This window comes from Nocardia callitridis (genome assembly GCF_039543305.1).
Classification (GTDB): domain Bacteria; phylum Actinomycetota; class Actinomycetes; order Mycobacteriales; family Mycobacteriaceae; genus Nocardia; species Nocardia callitridis.
On sequence record NZ_BAABJM010000001.1, the window covers coordinates 1,411,509 to 1,432,540 of the forward strand.

Here is a 21,032-nt window from a genome sequence, read left to right on the forward strand (position 1 = left end):
GTGCGAGTGGCTGGTCAGCGGGTGTCCGGTTCGGGAAAGAACCCCGAGTCGACGAAGGACGCGACGTAGGCGTCGAGCGCGGCGGAACCGATTGGCGGGCACACGATCTCGGCGCCGAGCTCGGCGCGGGTCCTGGTGTCGTCGATGGGCACCGACACCCCACCGTAGTTGCCGCTGACGAGTGCGGCACGCACCAGCGAATTGTCGCCCGCGGCGTCGCGCGCCTGCGCTTCGGCGGCAAGGGTGGTGGCGATGTGGTCCAGTGGCGCGATTTCGACGGGGATGCCGTGGCGACGTAACGCTTCGAAGACCGTCCGCAGTGCGACTCGGTGGGTGTTCACCAGGTGGTAGGCCGCACCGGTGCCCGGAAGTGCGGCGAGGGCGACGAGGGCGCGCACCACGTAGGTGACCGGGACGAGCGGAATACCCGCGTCGCCGGTGTCCGGTGCGAGTCCGAGGATCGCCGCGGCGCGGATCATATTCCAGAACGAGTCGTCGGTGCTGTTCACGCCGGTGTTCGGGTCACCACAGATCAGGCCGGGACGGTAGATCGTGGTGGGGACGCCGCGTTCGGCGGCTTGGCGAACGAGGTGTTCGGCCACGGCTTTACTGGTCACGTAGCCGTTGGCGGATACGTCGTCGACGGCGACAACCGCGTCTTCGCGTCCGAGGAAATTCGGACCAGCCGACGCGGGGATCACCGCGTTGGCGGTGGAGACGAAGTGCACCGATTTGAGCGGACCGGTGGTAGCCAGCCGCAGGATCTCGGCGGTACCCAGTACGTTGGCGGCGCGCAGCCGACTGTAGGGCTCGATGTGGTTCACTCGCGCGCCGTTGTGGTGGATGGTGTCGAGGTTCTGGGCCAGTCGAGTGTAGGTCGCCTCGTCGAGTCCGAATCGTGGCGCCGCGAGGTCGCCCGCCAGCGCGATCACCCGTGCGCGCGGAAGATCCTCGGCGACACGGAATTTCTGGACGGCGCGCAGCAGGCGCTTGTGGGCGTGTTCATCGTCGTCGGCGCGAACCAGGCACCACACGCGCGCGGTGGTTGCCGCGAGCAGCTCGGCGAGCAGATGCACGCCGAGGAAACCCGTCGCGCCGGTGAGCAGCACGTTCGCCGGTTCGCCCTGGTAGGCGGGCGCGGTACCGGCGGCGTCGATGTCGGGATCGAGTAGCGCGTCCTCGGTGCGGGTGTCGGCGTCGACCACCGTGTCTGTGCCGAGGTCCACGTCGGGTTCGTCGATGCGGGCGGCGAGGCCCCGGACGGTGGGTGCGGTGAACAGCGCCGCCATCGGCACCGCGGTGCCGAGGCGGGTGGTGAGGGCGCGCTGGAGGGAGAAGGCGAGCAGCGAGGTGCCGCCGAGCTCGAAGAAGTCGTCTTCGGCGCCGACCCTGATCACGGTGAGTACGTCGGCGAATACCTCGGCGACGGCCTGTTCGGTGACGGTGGCGGGGTCGACGAAATCCCTGACCCGCAAGACCGGCCGGGGCAGGCGCGCACGGTCGAGCTTGCCGCTGTCGTTCATCGGCAGCGCATCGATCGTCGTGATGCTCGACGGCACCATGTAGGCGGGCAGTACCTGGGTGAGGGTGCTACGCAGCTGCTCGACGGGATGGTCGGTGGATTGCACCACGTAGGCGGCGAGCTGGTCGCCGGTGTCGGTCGCCGTGGCGACGACCACTGCTTGTCGCACCGAGGGTTCGGCGAGCAGGGCGGTCTCGATTTCGCCCAGTTCGATCCGGTGCCCGCGAATCTTGGCCTGGAAGTCGGTGCGGCCGAGGTATTCCAGGACGCCGTCGGTCCTGCGCCGCACCAGGTCGCCGGTGCGGTACATGCGCGCGCCTTCGGGACCGAAGGGGTCGGCGACGAACCGGTCGAACGTCAGGTCGGGTCGGCGCAGATAGCCACGGGCCAATTGGTCACCGGCCAAATACAATTCGCCCACCACGGTGGTCGGGGTGAGTCGCAGCCGGTGGTCCAGGACGTAGGTGCGGGTGTTCCATTCCGCGGTGCCGATCGGCACCGTCGTGCGGTCGGAGGGTTCGGCGCGTCGGTAGGTGACCGAGACGGCGGCTTCGGTGGGGCCGTAGAGGTTGTGCAGTGCCGCGTCGCTGCGTGCGGCGAACGCGGCGACCGTGCTGGGCGGCAATGCCTCACCGATCACGAAAACGTCGCGCAGCGTGGTCAATTGCTCGGCTTTGGCGGCGGAAAGGAAAACCTGCAGCACCGAGGGGACGAAGTCGGTGAGTGTCACCCGGTGGGTGGCGACGAGTCCGGCGATGTAGTCGGGGTCGCGTTGTCCGTCCGGTGCGGCGAGGACCAGGCGGGCTCCGGCCCAGAGCGGGACGAAGAAACCCCACAGTGATACGTCGAAGGTGGTCGCGGTCTTCTGCAGGTACACGTCCTCGGCGCGCACCGCGTACTGCTCGACCATCCACTGGGTTTGGTTGCTGATCGCGCTGTGCGAGACCAGCACGCCTTTCGGGCGCCCGGTGGACCCGGAGGTGAACAGCACGTAGGCGGGGTGGTCGCCACGCAGTGGCACGGTCAGTTCGCTCGCCTCGACCGGTTCGCGGGAGTACGCGCTCAGGTCCAGTGTCGCGAGGTCGATGATCGGCACACCCGATACCGGTCCTGGTGCACCGGCGGTGAGCACACACGTCGGCTCGGCGGTTTCGAGGACGTAGGCGATCCTGCCCACGGGGTGGCTGCGGTCCAGCGGAAGGAAGGCCGCACCGGCGGTGAGCACCGCGTACATCGCGGCAACCAGTTCCGGGGAACGTGGGATCGACAGCGCGACCACCGATTCCGGTCCGATTCCTTGGGCGATCAGGTGTCGGGCCGTGGCATTGACCTTGCCGTCGAAATCGCGGTAGGTCCATGCGGTGTCACCGTCGACGATCGCTACCGCGTCGGGTGTGGCGGTGACGGCGCGGCGGTAGCCACGCAACAGCAGATCGTCGACGACCGGACGGACCGTGCTGGACGTTTCCGACAGCAGTTGTGCGCGTTCGTCATGGTCGGTCAGGTCGACGTCGCCGACCGCGACCGTGGTGTCGCGGGCGAGGGCCGTCAGTAGTCGGACGAAGCGATCCACGAAGCGCTCGACGGTCTCGCGCTCGAAGATGTCGGCGGCGTAGGTGAGGACGCCGCCGATCCCGGTGGCCGCGCCGTTGGCGTCGTAGGTGTCGCCGAGGATCCAGTGCAGGTCGAACTGTGAGACCTCGGCGGCGAGGTTCAGGTTCGTGAGGGTGAGTCCCGGCAGTTCGAATTCCGTCGCGCCGAGATTCTGGAAGGACAAGCTGACCTGGAACAACGGATGGCGGGCGGTGGAGCGCACCGGTTTCACGGCATCGACGAGTCGTTCGAAGGGCACGTCGGCGTTGGCGAACGCGGCGAGGTCGGTTTCGCGCTGCCTGGCCAGCAGATCGGTGAACGAAGCGCTCGCGTCGTAGTGCGTGCGGAACACCAGGGTGTTGATGAACATGCCGATCAGGTCGTCGAGGTCGGCGTCGCCGCGCCCGGCGATCGGTGCGCCGATCGCGATGTCGTCGGTATTCGACAGCCGGGCCAGCAGCACCGCCAAGGCGGTGTGCACGACCATGAACAGGGTCGCGCCTTCGGCGCGCGCCAGGTCCACGAGTGCGGCGTGGGTTTCGGCTTCGATGCGCACCGGCACCTGTCCGCCGGTGTAGGAGCGTACGAGCGGACGTGATCGGTCCGAGGGCAGATCGAGTTGGTCGGGCAGTCCGGCCAGCGCGTTCTTCCAGTGGGTGAGTTGCGCGGACGCGGGGGAGTCGGGGTCGTCTTCGTCGCCGAGTACTTCGTGTTGCCAGAGGCTGTAGTCGGCGTATTGCACCGGCAGTGGTGCCCAGTCGAGGGCGGTGCCGGTGGCGCGCGCGGCGTAGGCGGTCATCAGGTCGCGGGTCACCGGGCCGAGGGAAGACCCGTCGGCCGCGATGTGGTGGACCACCATGACGAGCACGTATTCGGCTGCGGCGTCGGCTTCTGCCACGGTGTCGTGGTCCGCGTCGGCGCGGCCCGTTGTATCGATCACCGCGCTGCCGGTGCCCGCTGTACCGGTGTCGATACACAGCAGCAGTAGGCGCACCGGTACCTCACGGGTGAGGTCGAAGCTGTTCTGTGCGAAGGCGAGGATTTCCTGCTGGACCTGTGCCGGTTCGACCGCGCGCACCCGCAGTCGGGCGTCGGCGTCGGCTACGGACAGAATCTGCTGCACGGGGCCCGCGGGGTGGGTGTCGTCGGACTCGAGATCCGGGTATCGCGTGCGCAGCACTTCGTGCCGGTCGATCAGGTCGTCGACGGCCGCTACCAGTGCGTCGGTGTCCAGCGCGCCGCGCAACCGCACCGCCATCGGCACGTTGTAGGCGATCGAGGTGGGATCGAGCCGGTTGAGTAACCACACGCCGCGCTGCGCCGACGACAACGGAATGCGTTCCGGCCGTGCACGCTTGGTGAGGGCGGGGAGCGCGGCGCGGTCGGTGCACTCGTCGAGACGGTCGGCGAGTGCGGCGACGGTGGGTGCCTCGAAGAGCAGCCGTACCGGAACACGCACTCCCAGCGCGCCGCCGAGCCGTGCGGCGGCGCGGGTCGCCAGCAGGGAGTTACCGCCGAGTGCGAAGAAATCGTCGTCGGCGCCCACCGGGTCGGCGGGGGCAAGCAGGTCGGTGAATACCTGGGCGACGTTTTCCTCTTCGGGCCCGGACGGCGCGCGATATTCGGTTGTGCGCAGGCGGGGCGCGGGCAGGGCCGCGCGATCGAGCTTGCCGACCGGAGTCAGCGGGATCTCTTCGAGCACCACGACATTCGTCGGCACCATGTGTGCGGGCAGGACCTGTCGTGCTGCGGTCAGGAGTGCGTCGGGATCGACGGTGGTTTCGGGTGCGGCGTGCACGTAGGCGACCAGGATGGTCGCGCCGTTGTCCAGCGTGTGTCCCACGGTCACGGCGAAGTCGACGGTGTCGTCGGCGGCGAGGGTGGCGTCGATCTCACCGAGTTCGATGCGGAACCCGCGCACTTTGACCTGGAAATCGTTGCGACCCAGGTACTCCACCGCGCCATCGGGGCGGCGACGCACCAGATCACCGGTGCGGTAGAGCCGTCCGCCTTGGTGATCGAAGGGGTTCGCGACGAATCGGGTTGCCGTCAGCGCGCGACGTTCGTGGTAGCCGCGCGCGAGTTGTGCTCCGGTGATGTACAACTCGCCGACGGCGAGGTCGGGCACCGGCGCCAGCCGGGCATCGAGCACGTACTGCGTGATCGCGCGGATCGGCCGACCCATGGTGACGGTCGCCTCGGGGACCAACGGCTCGCTGATGTTGGTCATGATCGTGGTTTCGGTGGGGCCGTACCCGTTGTAGAACTCGCGGGTGCGGCGCCCGGAGATCGGCACGGCCCAGCGACGCACCAGATCCGGTGGGCAGGCCTCGCCACCGGCGACCACCACGCGCAGCTTGTCCAGTCCGGTCGGGTCGACCGAGGCGAGGGCGGTGGGGGTGATGAACGCGTGGGTGACGCGTTCGGTGCGCAGCAGCGCGGCCAGGTCGCCGCCACCGAAGACGCTGGGTGCGGCGACCACCATGGTGGCGGCGCCACCGACGGCCAGCAACAGTTCCAGGACCGACGCGTCGAACGAGGGTGACGCGAAATGCAGTGTCTTGGAACTGGTCGTCACGCGGTAGCGGTCGCGTTGTTCGGCACAGAAACTCGACAGTCCGGCCTGGGTGACGAGCACACCCTTGGGTTTTCCGGTGGAACCCGAGGTGTAGATGACGTAGGCGGGGTGCGTGGCGCGCAGCGGCCTGCGCAGTTCCTGGACCGTCACCGGTGTGTCGGAGTAGTCGTCGAGCAGCTGCTGGAACTCGGGGTCGTCGATGACCAACCATGCGGGGCTCACGGGCAGGTCGGCGACGGTATCGGCGACGGTGAGCCCGAGGACGGCGCGGGAGTCGGTGAGCATGTGCGCGACACGCTCGCCGGGGTAGCCGGGGTCGACCGGCACGAATCCCGCCCCGGTCTTGGCGATCGCCCACATCGCGAGAACCGACTCCGTTGACCGGCGAATACCGATGGCGACCAGGTCTTCCGGTCCGATACCGCGATCGATGAGCAGGCGGGCGATGCGGCTGGAGCGTTCGTCGAGTTCGAGGTATTCCAGTTCGGCGAGCCGTTGTTCGGCGTCGGCGAAGATTACGGCGGTGCCGTCCGGGTTCGCTTCCACCGCGTCGGCGAGCAGTTGCGGCAGCAAAGTGGTCTCGGCGGAATCGATGATTTCCGTGGGGGTGTCCGCGACGGGCAGGCTCGGTGTGGTGCGGGTTTGCGCGCGTTCGCCGTCGTCGAAGAGGTCGACCTCGCCGATGGCCAGTTGTGGTGTCGCGGCGACCTGTTCGAGGAACCGCACGAAGCGACGCGCGAACCCGGCCATGGTCGATTCGTCGAAGACATCGGTGGCGTAGGTGAATTCGACGACCACGTCGTCCGGTGTGCCGTCTTCGCGGTAACGCGGATCGACGGTCACCTGGAGGTCGAACTTCGCGAGGGTTTCGCCGGTCTCGACGCCCGCGATGGTCAGTTCCGGCAGTGCGACGGTGGGGCGCTCGGTGTTCTGGAACGAGAGCATGACCTGGAACAGCGGATGCTCGCCACCGGTGTTCGGCTGCGCGACTTGCGCGACGCGTTCGAACGGCAGGTCGGCGTTGGCGAAGGCGGACAGGTCGGTGGCGCGCACCTGGTGCACGAGTTCGGTGAACCGGGTGGTGGCATCGATGTCGGTGCGCAGGGTGACCGTGTTGACGAACATGCCCACCAGGTCGGCGAGGGCTGCGGAATCGCGTCCGGCGACCGGTGTGCCGACGGTGACGTCCGTCCCGCCGGATAGTCGGGTCAGTACCGCGGCCAGCGCGGCGTGCACGACCATGAACAGTGAGGACCGCTGCGTGCGTGCGATCTGGACCAGCTCGTCGTGCACCTGGGCTGGCAGGGTCGCCGAGGTGGTGGCACCGCGCAGGGTCGGTGTGGCGGGGCGCGGACGGTCCAGCGGTAACCGCGCGGCGCCGGCCACTCCGGCGAGCTGGGCGCGCCAGTAGGCCAACTGCGTTGCGGCGAGGGAGTTCTCGTCGCTGTCGTTGCCGATCACGCGGTGCTGCCAAAGGGCGAAGTCGGCGTACTGCACCGGCAGCGGCGCCCACTGTGGCGATGCGCCCGCGGTGCGCGCCAGGTAGGCGGTGGTGAGATCACGCGCGACCGGCGCGAACGAGACGCCGTCGGCGCTGATGTGGTGGACGACGAGCACGAAGAGGTGTTCGTTCGTATCGGGATCGGTGAACAGTCGCATCCGGACGGGCGGGTGTGTGGTGACGTCGAATCCGGTCGAGAGCAGTCGTGCGAGTTGTTCGGGGTCGACCGAGCCGGCCGCTGCTACCTGGAGTCCGTCGGGCAGGGTCTGGGCCACCGTCAGTATTTCCTGACGAGCCGCACCCTCGGTGCCGTGCGCGGGGAAGCGCGTGCGCAGTGCCTCGTGCCGTTGGAACACGTCGAGTACGGCCGCGCGCAAGGCGGCGACATCGAGGCTTCCGGTGAGGCGGATGGCGAATGGCAGGTTGTAGGAGGCGGATTCGGGGTCGATCTGGTTGAGCACCCACATGCGTTGTTGTGCTAGCGAAAGCGGGATCACTTCGGGGCGGGTGACCGGAACCAGTGCGGGACGTGGTGCGGCGGATTCAGCACCGGAGCAGATGTGGGCGGCGAGTTCGGCGACCACCGGTGCGTCGAACAGCGCACGCACCGAGACGCGGGAGTCCAGCGTCGTGCTGAGCTTGCTGACCAGTTGGGTGGCGATCAGCGAGTTGCCGCCGAGGTCGAAGAAGCTGTCGTCCAGGCCGACTCGGTCCAGGCCGAGCACCTCGGCGAACACACCGGCGACGAGCTGCTGCACCGGGGTGGCGGGCGCGCGGAACTCCCTGGCCTGGAAGGTCGGACGTGGCAGGGCTTTTCGGTCGAGCTTGCCGCTGGTGTTGAGGGGGAACTCCGACAAGGTGACCACGGCGGTGGGCACCATGTAGGCGGGCAGCGTCTCGGCCAGTGCCGAGGTCAACGCCGTGTCCTCGATCCGGTGGTGCGGTGCGGCCACCACGTAGGCGACGAGTTGGTCGCCCAGCTCCGAGGTGTACACCACGACCACGGCCTGATGCACCGAAGGCTGTGCCAGCAGCGCCGATTCGATGTCGCCCAGTTCGATACGTTGGCCGCGGAACTTCACCTGGAAGTCGGAGCGGCCGAGGTATTCCAGCACTTCGGGGTGCGCGGCATCGTCGGTGGCACGCCACAGCACCAGATCACCGGTGCGATACATCCGCTCCCCGGTTCCGAAGGGGTTGGCGACGAAGCGATCCGAGGTCAGATCGGGCCTGGTCACGTACTCGCGGGCGAGTTGCTCGCCGGCGAGATAGAGCTCACCGGTGACGCCACTCGGCACCGGCCGCAGTCGCCCGTCCAGGACGTAGACGCGAACGTTCCACTCCGGCACGCCGATCGGAATGGTGCCGGATACCTCGCCGGGGACTTTCCAGTGCGTTACCGAGACCGCCGCCTCGGTGGGTCCGTACAGGTTGTGCACAGTCGCATCGGAGATCGCGCCGAACGCGGTCACCGTCTCCGGCGGCAACGCCTCGCCGATGGCGAACACATCCCGCAGCGTCGCGATCGATGCGCGGTCGGTGTGCGCGGCGAAGACCGCGAGCATCGAGGGCACGAAATCGGTGCGGGTCACCCCCCGCTCGGCGATGGTCCGTGCCAGGTATGCCGGGTCGCGATGACCGTCGGGGGTGGCGACGACCAGTTGCGCTCCCGCGCGCAACGGCAGGAAGAAACCCCACAGCGAGACGTCGAAGGTGGTGGCGGTCTTCTGGAGGTACACGTCGTCGGGGCTGGTGGGGTATTCGGCGAGCATCCACGCCATCTGGTTGTGGATGGCGCGATGGGAGACCGAAACGCCCTTCGGACGCCCGGTGGACCCGGAGGTGAACAACACGTAGGCCGGATTGTCCGGATGGACGGGCCGCACCAGTTCATCGGAAAGCACCGGCGTCGCGCCGAATTCGTGCAACGGTTCGGTGTCGACGTACAGCACCGCGACACCGTCGGGCAGTGCGGCGTCGGCGTCGGTGGTGGTGAGTACGCAGATCGGTTGTGCCGTGTCCAGCACGTGGGCGATCCGCTCGCCGGGATGGTCGGGATCGAGTGGAACGAACGCGCCGCCCGCCGCCACGATCGCGTACATCGCGATCACCAGTTCCGGTGACCGGCGGATCGCCAGCGCTACCAGGGATTCCGCGCCGACGCCCCGCGTGATCAGCAGGCGGGTGAGGCGGTTGACCTTGTCGTCGAATTCGCGATAGGTCAGCTCGGTGCCCTCGTAGGCCACCGCCACCCGATCCTGGTGCGCGCGCACCGCGGCCCGGTAGCCGTCGAGCAGCAGTTGCGCGCCGAGCGGGTGGGCGGTGTCGTTGTGCTCGTGCAGGATTCGGTCGCGTTCGGTCGAGTCGAGGAAGATGTCGAGCGCGTCGATGCTTCGGTTCGGATGTTCCAGCAGTGCGTCCAGCACCCGGTTCATCCTGGCGTCGATCGTGGCGATCTCGGTATCGGTGAACACCTCGGCCCGGTATTTCCAGGTCAGTTCGATCGTCGACTGGGCGGTGATCAGCAGGGTCAGGGGGTAATGGGTGTCGTCCTGCATGCCGACGCCGGTCACCGAGGCGCCGTCGACATTGCTCACGGCGGCGATGGCGGCACGGTCGATGGGGTAGGACTCGAAGATGAGCAGGGTGTCGAATTGGGCTGCGGCACCTGCGGTGCGCTGGATGTCCGCGAGGCCGATGTGGTGGTGGTCGAGCAGGTCGGCCTGCTGGCGTTGGAGTTGGCGCACCATGTCGTCGGCGACCGGATGGTCGTCAAGGCGCACGCGCACCGGCAGGGTGTTGATGAACAACCCCACCATGTCTTCCACACCGGGCAGTTCGGGCGGGCGGCCGGAGACCGTCGCGCCGAATACCACGTCGTCGCGTCCGGTGAGTCGGCTCAGCGTCAGGCCCCACGCCGCCTGCGTCATCGTGTTCACGGTGACGCCGAGCGCGGCCGCGTGTTCGACGATGCGGCGGGTGCGCTCGGCGTCGATCTCGGTGACCAGCTTGCCGATTCGCGTGGATTCGGTGGCGGCGGGTCGACGGGCGAGCAGGGTGGGTTCGGTCGCACCGGACAGTGCCGTGTTCCATACCGCCAGGGAGCTGGCGTATTCGCGGCGCGACAACCAGGTCAGGAACGTGCGGTAGGAGGGGACGTTCGGTAGTGCCGAGGCGTCGCCGCGGGTGCCGTAGAGCACGAGTACGTCGCGCATCAGCAAGGGCATCGACCATCCGTCGAGCAGGATGTGGTGGGTGGTGATCACCAGGTGCCACTGTCCGCCGGTGGGTTTCGTGCCGGTGGTGTCGGGGTGCTCGAGGCGGTACAGGGTGAAACGCAGCAGCGGTGCTGTGGCGAGATCGAAGCCGCTTTCGCGTTCCGCGACAACCAGCTTGCGGAGTTCGGTGTCGCGTTCGGTCTCCGCGACCCCGGTGAGATCGACTTCCCGCCAGGGCAGTTCGACCCGATCGTGCACGATCTGTACCGGTCGTCCCTCGGCATCGGCGGCGAAGCAGACCCGCAGGTTCGGGTAGCGGTGCAGTACCGCGTCGGCCGCGGTACGCAACCGCGCGACGTCGAGGTCGCCGCCCAGGTCGACGCTGGCCTGTGTGGTGTAGAGGTCGACCGCCGCTGTGCCCTCGGCGTGCGACATGAGTGCGTGGAACAACAGTCCGGATTGCAGTGGCGAGAGCGACCACACGTCCGAGAGACCGGGGTGTTCGCTTTCCCATCGATCGATGTCGGCCTGGTTTCCCTCGACCAGTGGCAGGTCGGATGGGGTCAGTCCGCCCGCCGCCGGGTGCTGTGCGTGCTCGGCCAGCGCGTCGAGCGCGGCGACCCACCGGTCGGCGAGTTCGCGTACCTGTTCGGGGGAGAGCAGTCCGGTGGGGAAGGCGAACGACGCGCCGAGGCGAGGGCCTTCAGGGCCTTCGCCGTCGTCGGTGACGATCGCGTTGATGTCGAGCACGCCGTGCGCGGGCATTTGCGGATCCATCTGCGCGTCGAGGCGCCCCAGATCGCCGACCGGAACCCACGGTGCGGTAGCCAGTGCCGCATGTTCGGCGCCGACGGATACGCGGCCGAGGTAGTTGAACCTGATCTGCCCGAGTTCGCCGAGTTGTCCCGCGGTGTCGGGGTTCAGGTGTTGCAGCAGGCCGTACCCGATGCCCTTGTCCGGTACCGCGAGCAACTGTTCCTTCACGGATTTCACGGCGGCGGCCAGCGCGTGCCCACCCGACGACGCTTCGGCGAGATCGATGCCGGTCAGGTCGAGGCGCACCGGGTAGGCGCTGGTGAACCACCCGACGGTGCGCGAGAGGTCGGCACCGGCGATGACGGTCTCCTCGCGACCGTGCCCTTCCAACCCGACCAGCAGGGCGGCGTCGGAGGTCGGCTCGCGCCACCCGAGAACGGCAAGGGCCAGGGCGGTGAGCAGTCCGTGGTCCGCGCCGCCGCGATAGCGTTCGGGCAGGGTGGTGAGCACCGCTTCGGTGGTCGAGGCCGACAGCGTGACCTCCACCCGGTCGAGGGTGGCGAAGGTATCGGTGGCCGGATCGAACGGACGCGCCCCCAGTTGCGGATCCGCGGTCTCGGCGACCTGCTGCCAGAACGGCAGTTCGGCGCGGCGCGCGGATCCTCGGGCGGAATCGAGCAGCGCGTGGTTCCAACGCCGCAGCGACGTCCCGTTCGCGGCCAGCGAGATCGATTGCCCGGCCACCAGTTGCGACCACGCGATGGCGAGATCGGGGATGATGATGCGCCACGAGACACCGTCGACCACCAGGTGATGGGCGACGATCAGCAGCACATCGTCACGGTGACGGGATGCGGGAGTGAAGGCGAACCAGACGAATTGGAGCATCCGCCCGCTCGCCGGGTCGAGTTCGCCGAGCGCCGCGTCGTATTCGACGCTCGCGCGGCGGGAGAGTTCTTCGTCGGTGAGGTCGGCGGGCAGTTCCACGCGGCGTAGCAGGGAATCGGTGTCCGCGCTGCCACGGGGGAGTGCTTCGAAAACCCATGCGTCGGCAATCTTTTCCGACGCGGGTGACGGGTGCGCGCGCAGCCTGGTGCGCAGCGCGTCGTGGTGATCGAGTACCGCGTCGAGGGTGGCGACCAGGGTGGGTCGGTCGATGCCCTCGGGTAACCGCAGCGTCATCGACTGGGTGAACCGCTCGAAGGGCGTTCCCGCGGCGAGCAATTCGGTCATGACGGGTGTCAGCGGGATCGCGCCGATTCCGCCGCCGGGCAGCTCGGCCAGTTGGTATTGCTCGCTGTCGTCGAGGGCGGTGGCCACGGCGGCCAACCCCGCGACCGTGCGCTGATCGAAAACGTCACGCGCACTGAAAACCACGCCTTGGCGTTTCGCGCGCGACACCAGTTGGATGGAGAGGATCGAGTCACCGCCGAGTCCGAAGAAGGAATCGTCGAGGCCGACTCGTGTGGCACCGAGCACGGCGGCGAACACCTCGGCGATGATCGATTCCACTTCGGTGACAGGGGCACGGAATTCGCGCGCCTCGAGGTTCGGCGCGGGCAGCGCGGCGTGATCGAGCTTGCCCGTCGGGGTCAGCGGGAGGGCGTCCAGCGTGACGATGCTCGCCGGGATCATGTGCTCGGGGAGTCGACGGTGCAGGTAGGTGTCGAGTTCGTCGAGGTCTGGTGCCGCGGCGGTGTTCTCGTCTGTGTTGGTCGCGGCAAGCACGTAGGAGACAAGTGCCTGGACACCTGAGGGGAGGGTGCGACCGAGCGTCGCGGAGAACTCGATGCCGGGGTGTTCGGTGAGTACGGTGTCGATCTCGCCGGGTTCGATACGGAAACCGCGGATCTTCACCTGATGGTCGGAGCGGCCGTGGAATTCGAGCGTGCCCTCGCTGGTGCGGCGCACCAGGTCGCCGGTGCGGTACATCCGTGTTCCTTCGGCACCGGCGTCGGCGCCGAAGGGGTTGGCGACGAATCGTTGCGCGGTCAGCGCGTAGCGCCGCAGATACCCCTGGGCGAGGCCGGGTCCCGCGAGATACAGCTCACCGATGACTCCGGCGGGTACCGGGCGCAGGCTCGAATCCAGCACGATCGCGCCGACGCCCTTGATCGGCGCGCCGATGGTGATCGGGTCGTCGGCACGCAGTTCGGTGCTGGTGACGACGATGGTGGCTTCGGTGGGGCCGTAGGAATTGAAAATCGTGCGGTCGTCGGTGTGCCAGCGGCGCACGAGTTCGGGGCCGAGTCGGTCGGCGCCGAAGACGATGGTGCGCAACTCCGCTAGCCCGTCGGGGTCAACGCTTTCCCACGCGCCGGGCGTGATGAGCACATGGGTGACGCGCTCGCGACGCAACAGTTCGGCCAGTTCCGCGCCCGCGTACACCTGTGGCGGGGCGATCACCAGTGTCGCACCGGTGGTGAAGGCGAAAAGCAGTTCTTCCAGCGCGAAATCGAAGCTGGGCGAAATGACGTGCAGCACGCGGGAATCGGGGCCGATTCCGTACTCCCGGCCGAGCGCGGCGACAGCGGCGAGTCCCTCGTGGGTCACCACCACGCCCTTGGGCAGCCCTGTGGATCCCGAGGTGTAGATGAGGTAGGCGGGGTGCTTCTGCTGCACCTGGCGGATCCGGTCGGTGTAGGAGATCGTGTACGCGGGGCGGGTGGCGACGCGTTGCGCGCACTCGGGTGCATCGAGTTCCCACCACTGCGTGGCGGCGTCGGTGCCGAGCAGCCCTCGGAATTCGGTGGTGGTCAGGCCCAGTGCCGCACCGGAATCCGACAGAATGTGCGTGACTCGATCCTGCGGGTAGTTCGGGTCGACGGGCACGTACGCCGCACCGGTTTTGGCGATCGCCCAGACGGCGAGCACCGATTCGATGCTGCGCGCGATACCGATCGCGACCGTGTCCCCCGCGCCGATGCCGTGCGCGATGAGTTCCCTGGCCAGACGGGAGGACTGTTCGTCCAGTTCCCGGTAGGTGAGTTGGCGGGTATCGCCCGGCTTGTCCGGCTGATCAGCTCTGACAGCAACCGAATCGGCAGCCGATTCGACTGCGGAGGAGAGGAGATTTCCGAACAACACGCCGCCACGGCGACGACCCCCGCGCACCGATGCGCGTTCCCTACTCACTGTTGACATTGCCTTTCATACTGGCCACGTCGTATCAGTTGACGAAACGCGGTGCTGAATCCACCGAACGGTCCACTCGCGAGGAGAAGGCGTGGTGCAGGGCCTGCGGTACACCCTATACGTGGACGTAGCATTCGAGCTTTGTCATCTATGGGAAAGTAGTCCACGACCCCACGCCGCATCCTCGACCGTCTCCGCCAAAACCTCGACTCCCTGGAACACACCCTGGGCACCATCTGACCCGACCAAATCCCCCCGAACCCGACCGTGTAAATTGGAATCGCTCAGGGGCCTTAGCTCAATTGGCAGAGCACTGCCTTTGCAAGGCAGGGGTTAGGGGTTCGATTCCCCTAGGCTCCACTCGAAAACGCTCTCTACCTGCAATGTCGGGTGGGGGGCGTTTTTCGTTTCTCCCGGTCCTGCTGGCGGGTGGCTCGACCTCGGGTGGAATCTCGTGGTCTGCTGGCGGACGTGTTGTCGTCAACGGTCGAGCTCGGGTTCGTGGGTGCCACCGCGCGGTGTCGTCCGGCGGGCACGTTCGGTGGCGCAAGTAAGGTGAAGGTATGAAGATTCTGCTTGCGCTCGGTGTCGTTGTCCTGGTCTTCCTCGGGGTCTCCAAGCTGCGTCAGCGCAGTGACTCGGATGTGTGGCACGAGGTGACCAACCGCTGAAACCCGGTGGACTGACGTCCAATTCGGGCTGGTGGAACGGACCGCATCGTTGTCGGTGCGGTCCGTTTCCTGTCGGGTGCGCGTCAGTTTCGCAGGGGGTGCGCCTGGAAGAAGTCCCACATGACCTCGTTGGCGCTGATCGAGCGGGTGGTGTTGCCGACCAACGGTGGCGGCATGATCACCGAGGTGGAGCCCGGCCACGTGTGTCCGCCGCCGTGGACGGTGTAGAGCGCGACGGTGGCGTCCTCGGCGCACGCGTAGTCGGTGCGGGTGACATCGGGGGCGATCTGTTGTTCGCGCGGTGTCGGGTCGCATCCATTGCGTCGCGCCCATGCGGCGGCGTTGTCCGGAATGCTTTGCGGGCCAGGCCCGTTGACGGCTGGTCCGTCGTTCTGCTGTTCTACCGCCGATCCGGTGCCGTCCGGGGAGGGCAGTAGCCGCGCGTTCGGTCCTGTACCCCCGGTGTAGGCGATGATGGGGTCGTCGGTGCCGTGAAAGGCGACGACAGGGACCGGGCGGGTTGTCTGGCACCACGGAAAGTCCTGCAATCCGGCTACCGGCGCGATGGCCGCGATCCGGTCGGAGAACTGGCAGGCCAGCGAGGATGTGGTGAACGCGCCCATCGACAGGCCGGTGACGAATACCCGCGCCTGATCGACGCACAGGGTCGATTCTACGTGCGTGAGCAGCTGTTCGAGATACTCGACGTCGGCGGCGCCTTGCGCGAAATCCCATCGGGGCAGCCCTGGTTCGTTGATTTCGGGCGTGACCGTGAGAAACCCGTGCGCGGCACCGAATTCGCCGAGCGCCGCCACCGAGTGCTCGATGGCCGCCGGTTCGAGATAGCCGTGCAGATCGAGGACCACCGGCAACGGGTGGTCGGCGCCGATCGGCACGTCGAGAATGTAGCTTCCGGATTTGCCCGCGGCCGTGAACGGCACGGTTGTGTTGCCCGCTGCGGGCGTGGGTTCGCCGCAACCGGCCGACGATGTCGGTGCGGGGTCGGGTTCCTCCGCATGCGCGACACCGGTGAGCGCAGTGAGGGACACCGCCAGGGCCGCAACACCGGCCACGCGTGCCAGGTGTTCTCGCCGACGTGTCACGAGTTCAGCGTCCGCGCGCAGCCGGGACGTGAAATTTTCGATCTTGAGCATGAGAACGATGTTCTCACCGGTGGGGGTGGCGCAGGCCGGTAATGCTGGTTTCCGGAACGTAGCCGTCGAACGGGTCGCATTTTCCGTGGAGTGCTCGGATGCGGCCTCTCGGCCATTGCCACGGAGGTAGCGTTCCTACGAGCCCTACCCGACCGGGGGAGAACCGGAGGTGGACGTGCAGGTCATCGATACCCACGCTCATGTGTATCCCGCCGGATACCTGGACCGGCTCGAATCGGTCGGGATACCGGCCGCGTCGACGAAGGTCGCGCGAAATATGCAGGCGGACGACACCGCGCGCGACATGAGCGCCCGACTGGCCATGATGGACGCGGCCAGGGTGGACATCCAGGTCTTGTCGGTGAGTCCGCAGCTACCGATGGTCGATGACCGGGCAGCGGCCGCCCAGGCATGCCGTGCGGTCGATATCGAATACGCCGACATCGTCGGTGCGCACGCCGACCGTTTCTACGCCTACGGCGCCGCGCCGCTACCGCACGCCGAGGACGCCGCCGCAGAGGTCGGCTATTGTCTCGACGAGCTCGGCTTCGTCTCCGATGACCATGACCACGATCATCGGAGACGACATTTATCCGAGCGATCCACGCCTCGATCCGTTCTTCGCCGAGTTGGATCGGCGCGGTGCGGTGCTGTACATCCATCCGACCGGTTGCGGGGCTTCGAGCCCGATGATCAATGGGCAGGGTCTCGAGTGGGTGGTCGGTGCGCCGATCGAGGATAGCCTCGCGGTACTGCATCTGCTCAAAGCTGATGCGCCACGCAGGTTTCCGAACATTCGATGGCATATCGCGCACCTCGGCGGCGATCTCGCGTTCCTGGCGCGGCGAATCGAGGACAACTTCGAGGACTGGCATGCGTTCGAGTCGAGCCCGATGGCCGCGCTGCGACGAATGTGGTTCGATGCCGCGAATTTTCACGCCCCCGCGCTGCGCATGATCATGGAAACCTTCGACCCGAAGCGCATCATGTGCGGCAGCGACTATCCCTACTTTCGCGATGAGAAATACACCAGGGCTGTCGAATACATCAAGGAATCAGGCCTGCCGCCCGCACAATGCGCCGACGTGCTCGGCAACAACGCGGCCACGCTCTACCGAGCATGAGTTCTGTTCTCGCGGGCACGGTCGAACGCCGCGATGAACAAGGAAACGCAGGTTCTGGTGAGCTCGGCGGGATCGTGGCGCCTGCCGTCCATCAACCAGTGCACCAACAGATGGTTGACCCCGCCGACGAGCGCGACCGCGGTCAAACGATCGGTAGTGACCTCGACGCCCGGCGAGCGCGCGGCGGCGACGGCCGACCACGCCGCGACCACCATGTCGGTGAACTCCTGCAGCACGCCGTGCCTGCGCTGCTCCATCGCGAGGGAGACGCCGACGACCTCGATGAGCACGACGCGGGCGCGGCGGGGGTCCTTGGTGAGGTAGTCGACGAAACCGTGCAGACCCGCGTACGCGATAGCGTCGAGATCCGTCGGATTCGCCGCTGCTGCAAGGGCGGTCGCGTCGGCCGTGGCGGTGCGTAACCGATCGACGAGTGCGGTGTACAGCGCGGCGAGGCAGTCTTCTCGGTCGGTGAACGACTCGTAGAAGTAGCGCTCGGTCAAACCCGCGCGCAGGCACAGCTTCTTCACGGCGGTGGGTTGATAACCCGCGGTGCCGAATAGTTCGAGCGCGGCGGTAAGCAGTGCGCCGCGGCGTTGGCGGGTACGTTCTTCGGGAGCGAGTCCGGTGTATCGCCTGGTCAAAGCATGTCGCGTCATTGTTCTCACTCCTTCCCGCGCCCGATGAAATCGATTTTGACATGATATCGTGTCAAAAAATGGATTGGAGGGATATGCCAACTCCGCTGCATTCCCACCCTGCCATCGGGGGACGAGTCATCGCGGTCACCGGCGGCGCGCGGGGTATCGGCCGCGAGATCGCGGGACTGCTGGCCATGGCCGGTGCGCGCGTGGCCATCGGCGACAACGACCGCGACGCTGTCCGTGCCACCGCGAACGCGCTCACCGGTGCGGTCGCCCCCTTCGATCTGGACGTTACCGACACCGCGTCCTTCGCGTCCTTCCTCAACGCTGTCGAGCGGCGATGGGGGCGGGTGGATGTGCTGGTCAACAACGCGGGCGTGATGTGGGTCGGCGGATTCGACGCCGAACCCGAAACCGCGGCGGCTCGCCAGCTGGAAGTGAATCTGCACGGGGTGATTCGTGGTGTGAAGCTCGCCGGTGCCACCATGCGAGCCAGGGGTGCGGGCCACATCGTCACCGTCGCCTCGGCCGCCTCGAAACTCTCGCCTCCCGGTGAAGCTACCTACGCCGCGACGAAACACGGCGTGTACGGCTACCTGAACGCGGTGCGCGCGGAGTTGGCGGGCAGCGGTGTACAACTGTCGGTCGTCATGCCAGGTGTGGTGGATACCGAACTGGCCGCGGGTACCGCGACCGGCGCGCCGAAACTGCTGAGCCCCGAGGACGTCGCGCAGGCCGTGCTCGCCGTGATCGTGCGGCCGAGGTTCGAGGTGACGGTGCCCGGGTACGTCGGCCCGCTCACTCGCTGGGTGAACGTGCTACCGGAACGTCTGCGCGACTACGCGCTGCGCAAGATGGTCCCCGATCAGGTAGCCGCCGTCACCGGACATTCGATCCGAAACGACTATCAGGCAAGGCTTTTCCACCCTCGACCACCGAACCATCGCTAGCTCCCACCGCGGTAGGCACGCGACGCGGGGCCTGACCAGCGACGCTTGCCCCCCGACTACGCGCCGAGGCGACTACGGTGGCAGGAGTGGACTCGCTGCCCGATTTTCTGCTGACCGAGCCTGTCGTGACGACCCCGCTCGACGGCGTCGCCGCGGCGTGGACCCGGCATCGGGTGGCCGCCAACCGCTTCGGCAAGCCCGTCGACGTCGCGATCGCCGCCGGATTCGGCGCGGACCGACTGGGTTTCGCGTTCTTGTCCGGCTATCAGGAGGCCTTGCGCACCTTGATACCCGAGTTGCCCGACGACGACCTGGTGTCGTTCTGTGCGACCGAAAGCGGCGGAGCGCATCCCGCGGCGATCCATACCGGCCTCACCGAGGACGCGGGCCGATGGTGCGTCAACGGGGCGAAATCCTTCGCCACCCTGGGTTCGTCTGCGCGGATTCTCGTGGTGATCGCGAGCGCGGGGGTGTCGGCCGATGGACGAAACCGCTTGCACGCCACCATACTCAGTGCCGATGACCCGGGCGTCTTCGTCACCGACCTGCCCGCGACCGCCTTCGCTCCGGAGGTCGCGCACGCGTCGGTGACCCTGCGCGACGTGCCGGTGCGCGTGCTGCCGGGTGACGGCTACCTGGACTATCTCAAGCCGTTTCGCACCATCGAGGACATCCACGTGCTCGCCGCGACACTGGGGTGGCTGACGCGGGTGGCACGCGCGTCGCGCTGGCCGAATTCGGTGCTCGAGCGCCTACTGACCGCGGTCACGATGGTGCGCGGGCTCGACATCGACGCGCCGAGTTCGCCGGGCACCCACATCGCGTTGGGTGCGGTATTCGACCAGTTCCGTGCCTTGCTCGAGGCGCTCGGCCCGTTCTGGGCGTCGACGGATTCGGTTGTGCGACAACGGTGGGAGCGCGATCGGCCGTTGTTGGCTACGGCGGATCGGGTGCGTGCGCTTCGGTTGGCGGCGGCCTGGCGGTCGGTACTGTCGGCCGACTGAGTTTCGCCGACCCGGGCACCGCGCCGCGGTGTTCGCCAGCGCGCTGCCCTGAAGAAACATCGCCGGAACCTGCCCGGAAAATGGGGAGCGGGCCTCGGCGAAGGGGGGGAGTTAGCCGAGGCCCGCGTAGGGTCGGCCCGGGGGGGAGGGGCCGACGTGAACGATCCTACGCGATGATCGGTGATTGTGTGTGCGTGGGGACCACCACTTTTCAAGATTTCTCCCAGGCATTTTTCGGTCGCATCGTGGCCGAAGTATTCGACCGGCCGCTCCCGTCCCGCGAGCCGAACATAACGTTGGCTTGATATTTGCCAAAAACCTTGCCTGACAGGGGAAAACGTCTCGTATTGGTCATACGACCTCGTATTGGTCTCGGATCGGTAAAGGTGCCGACCGGTCGCTGTGGTCCTCGATTGGGCCGAGGCGGCGGCCGTCGGAACCCGCGCGTCGACCGATTTCACTGCGTGTCGTGCCAGGTGTGTCGCCGACCTCGGGGCGCCCGCGCCGCCGTGGCACCGCGGGCGAGGACGGCTGCCCTCGCGTGCCACCACACCGTCGAAAAATATCCGAGAATTCGTAGGGAGCGGATGTCGAGAAGGTCGGACCGGCTCCGTCCCAGGAGCACGAGCGGCCGAAGACGGCGCGCACCAGAACCGACACAGGAGCCACCACCGATGCAGCAGCACGAGATCACCGAGATCCTCCAGCGCCCGGTCAGTCAGGATTTGCTGGCCCGCGATCTGACCCGCTTGGCCTATGTCGCCAAGGACGGCACACCCCGTTCGATCCCGATCGCGTTCGCCTGGAACGGCGCGCAGATCGTCCTGTGCACCACCAAGAACGCGCCGAAGCTGCCATCCTTGCGCCATAATCCCCACGTCGCGCTGACGATCGACACGCAGGTGCATCCGCCGAAGATCCTGCTCATTCGCGGAACGGTCGAATTGGACGTCGTCGACGGAATTCCGCAGGAGTATCTCCAGATCAACGGCAGCTACCAGATGACGCCCGAGCAGCGCACGGTCTGGGAGGCGGAGGTCCGCTCGCTCTACGACGGCATGGTCAGGATCGTCGTCACTCCCACCTGGGTGAAGCTCATCGACTTCGAGACCACCCTGCCCACCGCGATCGAAGAACTGACCGCTCGGCGGGCCGCCCGAGCGTAACCGGGACCAGAATTAC

General features: G+C 67.3%; 8 protein-coding genes and 1 tRNA gene. 6 read left to right on the forward strand and 3 right to left on the reverse strand.

Going from position 1 to position 21,032, the window contains the following annotated elements:
• Nucleotides 1-14: 14 nt before the first annotated feature.
• Complete coding sequence (locus ABEA50_RS06015) at nucleotides 15-14,303, reverse strand: amino acid adenylation domain-containing protein (RefSeq protein WP_425577571.1); 14,289 nt, start codon at nucleotides 14,301-14,303, stop codon at nucleotides 15-17.
• Between the two features lie 287 nt (nucleotides 14,304-14,590).
• Here ABEA50_RS06015 and ABEA50_RS06020 point away from each other — a divergent pair.
• A tRNA-Ala gene (locus ABEA50_RS06020) sits at nucleotides 14,591-14,663 on the forward strand.
• A 394-nt stretch (nucleotides 14,664-15,057) separates the two neighbouring features.
• Here the strand turns inward: ABEA50_RS06020 and ABEA50_RS06025 are convergent.
• Nucleotides 15,058-16,128 carry a CE1 family esterase gene (locus ABEA50_RS06025; protein ID WP_345494017.1) on the reverse strand — a complete coding sequence of 357 codons (1,071 nt, stop codon included), beginning with the start codon at nucleotides 16,126-16,128 and terminating at the stop codon, nucleotides 15,058-15,060.
• A gap of 169 nt (nucleotides 16,129-16,297) precedes the next feature.
• On the opposite strand from ABEA50_RS06025, the gene ABEA50_RS06030 reads away from it, so the two are divergent.
• Together ABEA50_RS06030 and ABEA50_RS06035 are read left to right on the forward strand one after the other, a co-directional pair.
• The gene (locus tag ABEA50_RS06030) at nucleotides 16,298-16,870 is read left to right on the forward strand and encodes an amidohydrolase family protein (RefSeq protein ID WP_345494018.1); all 573 of its coding nucleotides are present in this window, start codon (nucleotides 16,298-16,300) and stop codon (nucleotides 16,868-16,870) included.
• The gene (locus ABEA50_RS06035) at nucleotides 16,776-17,252 is read left to right on the forward strand and encodes an amidohydrolase family protein (protein ID WP_345494020.1); all 477 of its coding nucleotides are present in this window, start codon (nucleotides 16,776-16,778) and stop codon (nucleotides 17,250-17,252) included. Before ABEA50_RS06030 ends, ABEA50_RS06035 begins: the two co-directional genes overlap by 95 nt.
• On the opposite strand, the gene ABEA50_RS06040 is transcribed toward ABEA50_RS06035, so the two are convergent.
• Nucleotides 17,240-17,911 carry a TetR/AcrR family transcriptional regulator gene (locus ABEA50_RS06040; RefSeq protein WP_345494022.1) on the reverse strand — a complete coding sequence of 224 codons (672 nt, stop codon included), beginning with the start codon at nucleotides 17,909-17,911 and terminating at the stop codon, nucleotides 17,240-17,242. The two genes, ABEA50_RS06035 and ABEA50_RS06040, sit on opposite strands and share 13 nt — an antisense overlap.
• A gap of 59 nt (nucleotides 17,912-17,970) precedes the next feature.
• On the opposite strand from ABEA50_RS06040, the gene ABEA50_RS06045 reads away from it, so the two are divergent.
• The 3 genes from ABEA50_RS06045 (at nucleotide 17,971) to ABEA50_RS06055 (ending at nucleotide 21,016) form a co-directional block, all read left to right on the forward strand.
• The gene (locus ABEA50_RS06045) at nucleotides 17,971-18,846 is read left to right on the forward strand and encodes an SDR family oxidoreductase (protein ID WP_345494023.1); all 876 of its coding nucleotides are present in this window, start codon (nucleotides 17,971-17,973) and stop codon (nucleotides 18,844-18,846) included.
• Nucleotides 18,847-18,923: 77 nt separating this feature from the next.
• Complete coding sequence (locus ABEA50_RS06050) at nucleotides 18,924-19,850, forward strand: acyl-CoA dehydrogenase family protein (protein ID WP_345494024.1); 927 nt, start codon at nucleotides 18,924-18,926, stop codon at nucleotides 19,848-19,850.
• A 674-nt stretch (nucleotides 19,851-20,524) separates the two neighbouring features.
• The gene (locus tag ABEA50_RS06055) at nucleotides 20,525-21,016 is read left to right on the forward strand and encodes a pyridoxamine 5'-phosphate oxidase family protein (protein WP_345494025.1); all 492 of its coding nucleotides are present in this window, start codon (nucleotides 20,525-20,527) and stop codon (nucleotides 21,014-21,016) included.
• The last annotated feature ends 16 nt before the right edge of the window (nucleotides 21,017-21,032 follow it).

Bases quoted from the DNA above. Each gene is read 5' to 3' on its own strand.
- ABEA50_RS06025 (WP_345494017.1), bottom strand. From the start codon at position 16,128: ATGCTCAAGATCGAAAATTTCACGTCCCGGCTGCGCGCGGACGCTGAA.
- ABEA50_RS06040 (WP_345494022.1), bottom strand. From the start codon at position 17,911: ATGACGCGACATGCTTTGACCAGGCGATACACCGGACTCGCTCCCGAA.
- ABEA50_RS06045 (WP_345494023.1), top strand. From the start codon at position 17,971: ATGGATTGGAGGGATATGCCAACTCCGCTGCATTCCCACCCTGCCATC.
- ABEA50_RS06055 (WP_345494025.1), top strand. From the start codon at position 20,525: ATGCAGCAGCACGAGATCACCGAGATCCTCCAGCGCCCGGTCAGTCAG.